Annotated in this window: 1 pseudogene; it reads right to left on the reverse strand. The window is 78.3% G+C overall.

The window, feature by feature from the left end:
- Positions 1-150 precede the first annotated feature (150 nt).
- Positions 151-534, reverse strand: a pseudogene (locus tag GT042_RS17165) (hypothetical protein); the annotation flags it as partial.

Consider the following 534-nt stretch of genomic DNA (forward strand, 5'->3'; position numbering starts at 1 on the left):
CGGGCGGGCGGTGCCGCCGGCGGGAGCCCTCCGTGCCGTACGGCCGGGCTGCTTCGCCGCGCGGGCGGGTGCCGTCACCGGCCGAGCTCGCCGTGCCGGAGGGGCGTGTGGGGTGACCGGGCGGGGCCTCCCAGGCCCCGGGACCATCCCCTACGGGCGGTTCGCGTCGCCGTACGAGCTCTCCGTGTTGTACGGGCTGACCGCGCTGCCGCGCGTATCCTCCGTCCCGTCGGAGTAGTACGGAACCGGGGCCGGAGCAGTGTGCCGCGCGCCGAATTCCGCCGCGTCCCAGCCCCCGCCCAACTCCGGGGCCAACCAGTCGGGCGCCAGCGCCCCGAAGTCCGCCGGGGCCAGCGCGCCCGCCCCCGCCGGTACGGCGCCGAGCAGCGGCGCCCCCGCCGACTCCGGGAGGTCCGCCAGGTTGCAGCGCGCCGCGAGGTCGGGGTCGGCGGGCCAGCTGCCGATCACCACCCCGAGGGGCTCGACACCCCTGGCACGGAGCGCCTCGGTCGTCAGGGCGGTGACGTTCAGCGT

Source organism: Streptomyces sp. SID3212, from assembly GCF_009865405.1.
Lineage (GTDB): Bacteria > Actinomycetota > Actinomycetes > Streptomycetales > Streptomycetaceae > Streptomyces.